Raw genomic sequence first — 10,442 nt, forward strand, 5'->3', positions numbered from 1 at the left:
ACGACAGCAGTGGCACGCGTTTCATCAAAATTGGGAGTGACAGGCGCCGTGATTGCGGCGCTTGTTCTCCTCCTGTGTGCATTGATTGCCGGCGCGGCGATCGGCGAAACCTCCATTCCTTTTGTCGTGGTTGTGAAGACGATCGCCAACCGGATGTTCGGTGCGGGCTATCCGCTGGAAGCACTCGATGAAGGCATCGTCTGGAGTTACCGCCTCAGCCGTGCCGTCATTGCGGCCTGCTGCGGGGCGTCTCTTGCGCTAGCGGGTGCGGTCCTGCAGTCACTGCTGCGCAATCCTCTAGCTGATCCCTATATCCTCGGCATTTCGGCCGGGGCTTCCACCGGTGCCGTGGCAGTGGCACTTCTTGGTTTCGGCGCAGGTCTCCTGACCATGCCGATGGGTGCGCTGGTGGGAGCGCTCGCCGCCTTCGTACTCGTCAGTCTTCTGGCCATGCGCGCTGGCAGCGGCAGCAATGCCATCATTCTGGCCGGTGTTGCCGGCTCGCAGATGTTCAATGCCATCACCTCCTTCATCGTCACCAAATCGGCGACGGCGGAACAGGCGCGCGGTATCATGTTCTGGCTGCTCGGAAATCTCTCCGGCGTGCGCTGGCCGGATGTCGGTCTGGCGCTACCGGTCACGATCATCGGTCTTCTCATATGTCTCTGGCATGTGCGTGCGCTCGATGCCTTTGCCTTCGGTAATCAGGCAGCTGCCTCGCTCGGCATTCGCGTGCGCCGTGTACAAATTATCCTGATCTGCACGGCGGCGGCCATGACGGCGGCCATGGTGTCACTGGTCGGTTCCATCGGATTCATCGGTCTTGTCATTCCACATGCCGCGCGGCTGATCGTCGGTGTGCGGCATGGTCGGTTGCTGCCGGTTACAGCTCTTGTCGGCGCCGTCTTCATGATTCTTGCCGATATTCTGTCGCGGACCATCATTACAGGTCAGGTTCTGCCGATCGGCGTCATCACCGCGCTTGTCGGTGCGCCGGCCTTTGCCTTCATTCTTGGGCAGAAGAGGGCGCGGCCGTGAAACTGTCTGCGCAAAATCTTTGCTGGTCGGCCGGCAATCTCGAAATCGTGCGTGACGTGTCCCTGGATGTCTCGCCTGGCGAGTTTTTCGGTATCATCGGTCCCAACGGCTCGGGCAAAAGCACGCTTCTGTCCATGCTGGCCGGTATTCGCAAGCCGCTTTCCGGACAGGTGTTTTTGGGTGACCAGCCCATACGCTCCATCGGCAGCCGCGATGTTGCGCGAAAGCTGGCTTTCGTCGAGCAGCAGGCGGAAACGGCTGAGCGCATCACCGCGCGTCAGGCCGTTGAACTGGGGCGAACGCCCTATCTCGGACCGTTGTCAGGATGGTCGGCCGAGGACGACGGGATTGTCGATGCCGCTCTCGACAATGTCGATATGGCCGACAAGGCCGAGCGTCAGTGGCACCATCTTTCCGGTGGCGAACGGCAGCGTCTGCATATCGGTCGTGCACTGGCGCAGCAACCGAGAGTGCTTCTGCTGGATGAACCGACCAATCACCTCGATATAGGTCACCAGATCGATCTTCTCGATCTGGTGCGCAGGCAAGGTCTGACCGTGGTGGCAGCACTTCATGATCTGAACCACGCTGCCATGTTTTGCGACCGCATCGCCGTCATGGATGAGGGCAAGCTTACCGCCATCGGTTCGCCATCGCAGGTGCTGACATCGGCGACGATAAGCGCTGTCTTCGGCGTCGACGCAATTGTGTCTGCCGATGAAGACGGCATCTGTCATGTGCGCTTCCGCTCAGGTGAGCGCAAACGTGAATCCCGAAGAAAGGACGATTTGAGATGATCAAAGCTCTTGCCCCTATTGCGGCGCTCATGGCGGCACTGGCTTTCGCCGGCAGCGCACTGGCCGAGACGTTCGAGGTCAAGATGCTGAACCGGGGCGAAAAAGGTCCGATGGTGTTTGAACCGGATTATCTGGAAATCCAGCCGGGCGACAAGGTCGTGTTCGTTCCCAGCCACAAAAGCCATAATGCGGCGACGATCGACGAAATGATCCCGGAAGGTGTCGAAGGCTTCAAAAGCAGGATCAACGATCAGTTCGAAACCACGTTCGACAAGGCCGGTTTTTATGGCATCAAATGCTCACCGCATATCGGCATGGGCATGATCATGCTTATCAAGGTTGGCGAAGCGACGGTGCCGGACAGCTACAAGGCAGTCAATTTGCCTGCCCGGGCGAAGTCACGCATGGATGCGCTGATCGCGCAGGCGCAGTAACCTTCCGCGCTGAGAATTCTGTCGCGGACCTCCGCGATATAACCTGCACAGTCTGTAAACGAAAAGAAAGGCGGCGCTTTTTCGAGCGCCGCCTTTGCAATTTTGAACCCGATGGCTGCAGCGAACTGCAGCCATCGTCACGCAAGCGTCAAGCTGCCTGATAGGCGGCGATGATGGCTTCCACCTGCTTGTCGTTCATGGCCGTAAGCTGCTTATCGGTCAGTTCGCCAAGACGGTCCTTGCCAAGGCTTGCGATATCTTCGGTCGATAGGCCGGCAAGTGCCTTGACGTTGATCGCTGCGATGTCTTCGGCCGAGAACTGCTTGATGAAGTCAGTTGCCAGTCCCGCAATCTGGGCGGCGGTCATGACGCCGACCTGGCTGGTCGTCAGTTCCGCAACCTGGGTAAGCGACATGTTGCTGATCTGGTCGGCAGTCAGACCGACCACAGCCTTGTTGCTCAGCTTGGCGATGTCACCAGTGTCGAACTCCTTGATCTGGTCCGTGCTCAGAGCGCCAACTTGGCTGGCGGTCAGTGCGCCGAGCTGGGTGTCGCCCAGTGCCTTGATCCCGGCCGTGCTCAGGTTTTTGATCTGGCTGGTGCTCAGTGAAGCGACCTGGGTATCCGACAGCTTTTCGACCTGGGCAGCGACCAGGCCGCCGATAACCGTGTCGGAAAGGCCCGTAATCGCCTTGGCGTTGATTGCGCCAAGCTGGTCTGCCGACAGGTCCGAGGCGGCCTGGAAGCCGGCAAGCTGCTTGGCTGTCAGGGTGCCCATCTGCGTGGCGCTGATGGTTGCCGTCTTGGTCGTGCCCAGATCTTTGATCTGATCGGCAGTCAGGCCGGTGAAGCCTTTCGCGCTGAGCTTGTCCAGCTTGACCTCTGCGAGCTGTTCATTCGACAGGCCGGTGACCTGCGAAGCCGAAAGAGCGGCAAACTGCTCGTCTCCGAACTCTTTGATCTGGGCAGGGCTCAGCACGTCGATCTGAGCATTGCTGAGACCGCTGATCTGTGCGGCCGTCAGGGCTTCCTTGATATCGCCCGCTGCGATGTCTTCCAGGATGGCGGTCGACAGGCCGGAGATCGCCTTGGTGCTGATAGCGGCAGTCTGTTCCTTGGTCAGGCCGCCTTCGCCGAGCCCTGCCACCTGCTTGGCGGTAAGGTTCTTGACCTGATCGGTCGTCAGCGTTTTCGTCTGGGTTGCCGTCAGGTCGTTCTGGATCTGATCGGCGGTCAGGCCGGAGATCGCCTTGACGGAGATCTTGGTGAGGTCGATCTTCGCGAACTGCTCTTCGCTCAACGCGGAGACCTGCGTTGCCGTGAGAGAGCCGATCTGCTCGGCCATGTCCTCGATCTGGTCAGGCGTCAGCTTGGCGATCTGGGCATTGCTGAAACCGGCGACCTGCGGTGCCTTCAGGGCCTTGATCTGCGCCTCACCAAAACCTTCCAGCGCTGCATCGGTCAGGCTGCCGATCGCCTTGGCGTTGATGGCACCTACCTGATCATCGCTGAGGCCGGTGATCTGGGTTTTTGTCAGAGCGGCGACCTGCTTGTTGGTCATGGCTGCGAAATGGGCCGGCTGCAGCTTGTCGATCTGCGCGTCGGAAAGGGCGCCAACCGCGTCCGCAGACAGACCGGCAAATGCCTTGGTGTTGATCGCACCGATCTCGTCGTCCGAGAACAGCGCGATATCGGCAGCGTCGAGAGCGCCGAGCTGTGTTGCGGTCATGGCTGCGACCTGTTCCTGCGAGATTGCAGTAACCTGTGTCGTGCCGAGGCCGCCGATCTGGCCTGCGGTCAGTCCGGCCACGCCCTTGGCGCTGATCTTGCTGACGTCGATTTCAGCCAGCTGTTCGTTGCTGAGTGCTGCCACCTGGGTGGAGGTCAGGGCTGCGATCTGATCGGCGGAGAATTCCTTGATCTGTGCCGGTTCGAACGCCTTGATCTGCTTTGCGCTGAGAGCCGCGACCTGTGTCGTCGAGAAGGCATCCTTGAGGTCTGCTGCGGCGATCTTCTTGATGAATTCGTCGGACAGGCCGGAGACCGACTTGACGTTGATGGCGGCGATCTGGGTCTTGGTCAGGCTTTCCGGTGCGAAGCCTGCGACCTGTTTTGCGGTCAGCGAACCCATGTGGGTGGTGGTCAGGTCTGCGAGCTGGTCAGTAGACAGCTTTTCGATCTGGCCCGCTGTCAGTCCGGTGACGCCCTTGGCGCTGAGCTTTTCGATGTTGAGGTTGGTAATGTTGTCGGTGCTGACGGCGGCAACCTGCGTTGCGGTCAGGGCTGCGAACTGGTCATCGCTGAAACCGGCCAGCTGTTCGCCGGAGAATGCCTGGATCTGCTTGGTGGAAAGTGCGGCAACCTGGGCGCCGGAGAAGACGTCCTTGACGGTGGCAGCGGTGATGCCGCTGATGACGCCTTCGGCCAGACCGGAGATCGACTTGGCGCTGATGGCCTTGATCTGGTCGTTGGTGAGGTCGCCGGCTCCGAAGGCTGCGATCTGCTTGGCGTTCATCGCCGGGATCTGGGTCGCGGTGTCGAACGTCTTGGTCTTGGTGTCGGAAAGACCCTCGATCTGGCCTGCGGTCAGTCCGGCCACGCCCTTGGCGCTGATCTTAGTCAGGTCGATCTTGTCGAGCTGTTCGCTTGTGAGAACGGAAACCTGCGACGAGGTCAGGGCTGCAACCTGGCCATCACCGGTCAGCTTTTCGAACTGCGCTGGCGTCAGAGCCTTGATCTGGTTGAGGCTGAATGCAGAGATCTGCGCAGGCTTGAGCGCGGCCAGGTCGGTATCGCCGAGTGCGGCAACAGCATCGGTCGCCATGCCGGAGATTGCCTTGGCACTGATGGCTCCGATTTCGGCATCGCTGAAGCGGCCGATGTCGTCAGCGGTGAGACCGCTGATCTGTGCCGCACTGAGCGAGGCAATCTGGGTTTCGTCGAGTGCTGTAACCTGAGCGTCCGTCAGGGCGCTCATCTGCGTGGAAGACAGTGCCGCGATCTGCGCGGTCGAAAACAGCGCGATCTTGCTGTCGGCGATGGCGGCGATCTGTTCTGCCTTGAGGCCGACCATGGACTTGGCGGAAATCGCCTTCAGCTGGTCGTCGGTCAAAACGTCAACGTGATCGGCGTTGATTGCGCCAAGCTGCGCGGAGCTCAGGACTTTGACCTGGTCTGCCGAGAGGGCCTTCACATCGTCTTCGTTAAGGGTTGCGATCGTTGCCGTGGACAGCTTCTGGATCTGAGCTGTCGAAAAAGAAGAGATAATCGATGTCATTTTGCGGGCCTATGATTGTTTCTTTGCAGTTGAACTATCCCAGACAAGAAACATCGAACCATCCGACAGTGACACGAAGCAAATCTCGTACGAAAAATCGTAAAACTTTGCGGCGGGTCTCGAACAAGCCTTATGTTTCTGAAGTTTCTGGTGAATGGAAGTAGACCGAAACATGGCTCGCCCGAGCCGCAGCGCTGGAAGGACATCATGTTCAAGTGCCGAAAGCACCTGCTCCAGTCGCGTGTACTCAAAAACCGGACCGCAAAGAGCGACTTGGTCTTCTACCCAGACGTAACTTGATTGATGAGATTCGTCTGGCTGCAGCCAAGATAAATTTGCCGAATTAATTTTGGATTAAAGTAAAGCATGAGTTGTAGTTACGTGATGCGGGAAAAATCTGCTCGAAAGCCAGCAAAATCAATGGCGTTGCAAATGATGCCAAAAAAAGTTTTTCTTTGACGGTTCAAGACGGCTTGCTTTCCAAGCATTGATGGCGGTTGTCGTGGAAATCGATTCGTCATTAACGAATTTCATGGCGTTCTATAAAGTAAAAGCCGGAAAAATAATTTTTCGAAGTCAAAGGATGTCGATATCTACAGCGATGCTTTCGAAGTATATGTTTTTGCTAATAAGCCTCACGGTGTCCCATAAGCGGAGTTCATCTCCGTAATGGTGTATGATTCAATCGCGGTGCTAAGAGGTTTCCATACACCGTCAGGAATTGAGCGGCGAGGAATGGGCGGTCTTCGCGCCTCTGCTTCCGAGCAAGAGCCCGGTGTTGAGCTAGTTGACGAACGCCGAGTGATCAGCAGCATCCTTTGGCGGCTTCGAACTGGTTCATCGTGGCGGGATGTGCCCGAACGATATGGGCCACGCACCACGCTCTACAATAGGTTTACCCCTGGCGCAAACTAGGTGTCTGGCATCGACGTTCTAGCGCTGTTTGAGAGCGTTACGATGGAGACAGCGGCATGATCGACAAGGGCATATGATACCGACGCTATTCGCGGCTTCGCCGAGCAACGCAAATGCTGGGCGCGAAAGCCAACCGCAAACTGGCCTTCAGCTTCAGCCGATGGGTCTATCGTCATCGTAATCTCTGGAGCGGTTCTTCGATAGCATCGAGTAGATGCGCGGCTTGGACACACGATATGATCGCCGCGCGCTCAGCATTGAGGAGGCGAAGCGCGTGTCGTCGCAAAGCACCACGGCGGCGTTTCAGCGCTCTGGCGCAAGTTTCTCGATTACTTCGGAGCTGAACTGGTATGGAACTCGGTGTCATCCGATTGGAGGCGTCCGGGGAGCGCCTCCATTGCCAACATTCGCGAGCTTTCAAAACTGAACTGAGCATGCCAAAGCGATCAGAAGGGTGTCTTTTTACCAATCTTTATCGCTCGCGCAGCGCTTCGCCCGCTTTGTTGAATGGCTTGATGAGATAGTCGAGCACGGTCTTTTCGCCCGTATCGATATCGACGGTGGCAATCATGCCGGGCGCGATCGGGTTGCGCTGGCCGGCCTTGCCGATCAGGGCGTCGCTGTCGGTCTGGACGAAGACGCGGTAATAATACACTTCCGGATCCACCTCATCCTGGATCGTGTCCGGCGAAATGGCGATAACCTTGCCTTCAAGAGCCCCGTAAATCGAATAGTCGTAGGCGGTTATCTTGACGGTCGCCCTCTGATCCGGATGGATGAAAGCAATGTCGCGCGGCGAGATCCTTGCTTCCACCAGCAACTGGTCGCCCAATGGGATGATGTCCATGAGCTTGCCATTGGGTGGCACGACGCCACCGATCGTCGACACCTCGATATTCTTGACAATGCCGCGGACCGGCGATCGGACGGTCAACCTTGAAAGGCTGTCCCGACGACCGGCAACGACCGAACGCAACGAATTGACTTCGGCATTGGCCTTCGACAATTCTTCACGGGCCTGCACAATATATTGTGCACTCGTCTCCACCTTTTTGAGTTCAAGTTGCGCAAGTTGCTGCTCCAGCCTCAGGATCTCGACAGTGCTGGCCGCGCCTATTCCCGACAGTTCCTGATTGACGGCAAGTTCTTTTTTTGCAAGGGCGACGGATTTGTCGATCCAGCTGAGCGTTTCCTGCAAGTTGCGTTGACGCGCCTCGTATAATTGTGTTTCGCTGGCGATGAGGGCGGGCTCGTCCTGCAACTCATCGGGAAAAGACAGGGGCTGATCGTTTACCTCCGCGATCAGCCGTGCAGCGCTTGCGAGTGCTGCGCGGTATTTCGCCGACGCTTCTCCGACGCCGGACTGTGTTATGGCCGGGTCGAACTGGGCAATCATCTGCCCGGCTTCAACAATCTGGTTTTCGCGCACTTCGAGTTTTGACACAATGCCGCCTTCGAGAGACTGCACGACCTGTTCCTTGCTGATTGGAACGACCCTGCCGGTGCCCGTCGAAACCTCGTCGAGAACAGCATAGTTCGCCCATATTAAGCCGGTCGAGAGCAGCAGGGTCAGCACCAGTACGACGCGTTTGGCGCGCGTCAGCTTGACACTGTCATCACCACCATGCTGCCAGCTTTCAAGCTCTGGCTGTTGAAAAAACGCCGCCATCAGATATCCGCCTCCACACTGCGCATCTGGTTCTTGCCCCGGGCTCGAGGCTTGGCCGATGCGGCTTTTGCCCGTTTTTCCGGCCTGCCCTCCGGCTCTTTGGTGGCGGGGGATGCCGCGCCCTTCTCGATTGCCGGTGGCGGAGCAGCCGCAGGTGTACCGCGAAGCCTTGTGAGAACATCGGATTTCGGCGCATCCAGAACAATCCGACCGTTCTCAAGCATCACGGCGCGCTCGACAACGTCAAGCATCCGCATGCGATGGGTGGCGACGATAACGGTCTTGCCTTTGCTCCAGGTCTTGAACCGCGTGATGAAATCACGTTCCGCGGCCTCGTCGAGCGAGGCGGTCGGTTCATCGAGCAGGATGATGTTCGGATCCCTGATGATCAGCCGTGACAACAACAAGGCCTGCTGCTGTCCGCCGGACAGGCCGCGACCGCCTTCATCGATGATGTGGTCGAGGCCATCGGGAAGTTGCCGGATGAACTGGTCGGCACCACTGACTGCGAGCGCATTGAGCAATGCAGTCTGCGGCGCATCGGGAGCGCCGAGCATGGCGTTTTCCCGTATCGTTCCATGAAACAGCCGCGCGTTCTGAGACATGATGCCGATATCACGCCTCAAATCATGCGGATCGATGTGAGACATCATAAGATTGTCGACAAGCGCTTCACCCGAACTCGGCTCGATCATGCCGGATAAAGCCATGAGAAGTGTCGATTTGCCGGCACCGTTTTTGCCGAGCAATCCGACGGTCTGGCCGGCAGCCACGGAAAAACTGCCCAGCGTCAGCGCCGGTTTTCCTTCCGGCAGGCCGTAATGGAATGTTGCGGACCTGAACTGGTAATGGCCAGCCAGGCCAGTGACGCTTATCCGCCGTTCGGCCTGCGGATGATCGGTGGGAAGTTCCATGATGGAATTCAGACCTTGCATCCCGATTTTCGCGTGCTGATAGCGGCTGAGAACGCCGGTAACCTGTCCCATTGGCCCCATCATTCGAGAGCCCAGGATTGAGCAGGCTACCAGCGCACCTGTCGTCATGTCGCCTGCCATCACCATGGGCGCGCCGCAAAAGACGATCACCGCGAACACTGCCGTCTGGATGGCATGCGACCAGCTTGAAAGCGTGCCGGTCAGCGCGCGTAGTCGCATGTTGGCCTCGGCGGTGGCGGAATTATAGCTGTTCCATCGTTGACGGAATATTTTCTCCGCCTGCAGCGCCTTGATATCCTCGCCTCCCTGGACGGATTCGACCAGCATTGCGTTTCGAAGCGAGGATTCGCGCATAGCCAGATTGGCCATGCTTTTCAGTTTTGGCTGTGCCAGCAGGCCGGGCAAAACCATCAGGAAAAGCGCGATGGCAGGTATGATGGCCAGTGCGCCGCCAATATACCAGAACACTACCAGAAAGATCAGAAAGAAGGGAATATCGGCGACCGCCGCGACGGTCGTGGATGTGAACAGTTCGCGCACCTGCTCAAGTTCGCGCAGCTGCGATATGAAGGTCCCGGTCGCTTTCGGTCGGGCCTGGCTTTTCACCTCGAGCGCATGTCCGAACACGCGATCGGATACCTTGATGTCGGCGCGCTTGCCCAGCACATCGATGATCCCCGTGCGGACCTGCCTCATGATGAAATCGAAGACAATGGCGAGAATAACGCCACTGAACAGAACGGTGAGCGTTGAATAGGACTGGGCAGGCACGGCACGATCATAGACCTGCATCGAGAATATGACACCCGCGAGAGACAAGCTGTTGGCGACGAGAGTGGCAAGCAGGACATACCAATAGGGTCTGATGTCAGGCAATACGGCAGTGCGAAACCAACTCTTCTGGTTGCGGGCGGTGAAGGGATCGACGCGGGCATCCTTGCCGTCACGGGCATCGCGGGCAATCAGGAGATAGGCAATGCTGTCCTTGAGATCAGCGATCGGGATTGTCGTCCATTGGCCATTGTCGCCGCCATATATCAAGGTGGTCCGGTGGCCATTCACCGCCGTCACCAAGGCGACAGCACCATCCCGGAACTGGATAAGCATCGGCAATCGCCGGGTGTTGATGCCCGTTGCGGTCGGCTCGACCGCCCGGATTTCGATGCCGAACCGGCGAGCGAGCCGTTCTATGCGCTGGATGGGGGCAACGTTTTCCTCGGTGATCGCGTAATAGCTTGCCGCGAATTTCGAGTGAGGAATACCCAGCCTCTGGGCAAGATGTCCGAGGACTTCAACCCACGCATCCGCCGGGACCTCGGCTCCCCCGATTTTGGCAGTGATCACCGACTGAACCATATCGTTTTCCTCCTCGATGGA

At 58.1% G+C, this 10,442-nt stretch carries 6 protein-coding genes and 1 pseudogene; 4 read left to right on the plus strand and 3 right to left on the minus strand.

Annotated features, from left to right (window positions below; translation table 11 throughout):
• The first annotated feature begins 9 nt into the window (after window positions 1–9).
• From GAO09_RS09610 to GAO09_RS09620, 3 genes are read left to right on the plus strand one after another with little or no spacing between them, the layout of a single operon-like run.
• On the plus strand, window positions 10–1,038 hold the full coding sequence (locus GAO09_RS09610) for a FecCD family ABC transporter permease (RefSeq protein WP_324184826.1): 1,029 nt from the start codon (window positions 10–12) through the stop codon (window positions 1,036–1,038).
• A complete protein-coding gene (locus tag GAO09_RS09615) occupies window positions 1,035–1,835 on the plus strand; it encodes an ABC transporter ATP-binding protein (RefSeq protein ID WP_324184825.1) in 801 nt (266 codons plus the stop codon). The genes GAO09_RS09610 and GAO09_RS09615 overlap by 4 nt, the downstream gene beginning before the upstream one ends.
• A complete protein-coding gene (locus tag GAO09_RS09620; RefSeq protein WP_153353794.1) occupies window positions 1,832–2,269 on the plus strand; it encodes a pseudoazurin in 438 nt (145 codons plus the stop codon). Before GAO09_RS09615 ends, GAO09_RS09620 begins: the two co-directional genes overlap by 4 nt.
• A gap of 148 nt (window positions 2,270–2,417) precedes the next feature.
• Here the strand turns inward: GAO09_RS09620 and GAO09_RS09625 are convergent, their stop codons facing one another.
• Window positions 2,418–5,546, minus strand: a complete 3,129-nt coding sequence (locus GAO09_RS09625; RefSeq protein ID WP_153353795.1) for a hypothetical protein — start codon at window positions 5,544–5,546, stop codon at window positions 2,418–2,420.
• A gap of 706 nt (window positions 5,547–6,252) precedes the next feature.
• On the opposite strand from GAO09_RS09625, the pseudogene GAO09_RS30335 reads away from it, so the two are divergent.
• Window positions 6,253–6,490: pseudogene (locus GAO09_RS30335) on the plus strand (transposase); the annotation flags it as partial.
• Between the two features lie 443 nt (window positions 6,491–6,933).
• Here GAO09_RS30335 and GAO09_RS09635 read toward each other — a convergent pair.
• Window positions 6,934–8,130 (minus strand): beta-barrel domain-containing protein, encoded by a 1,197-nt coding sequence (locus GAO09_RS09635; RefSeq protein WP_153353796.1) that lies wholly within the window; start codon window positions 8,128–8,130, stop codon window positions 6,934–6,936.
• Window positions 8,130–10,421 carry a type I secretion system permease/ATPase gene (locus tag GAO09_RS09640; protein WP_153353797.1) on the minus strand — a complete coding sequence of 764 codons (2,292 nt, stop codon included), beginning with the start codon at window positions 10,419–10,421 and terminating at the stop codon, window positions 8,130–8,132. Before GAO09_RS09640 ends, GAO09_RS09635 begins: the two co-directional genes overlap by 1 nt.
• Window positions 10,422–10,442 lie beyond the last annotated feature (21 nt).

Origin of the sequence: Endobacterium cereale (genome assembly GCF_009617585.1) — a bacterium.
GTDB lineage: Bacteria > Pseudomonadota > Alphaproteobacteria > Rhizobiales > Rhizobiaceae > Neorhizobium > Neorhizobium cereale.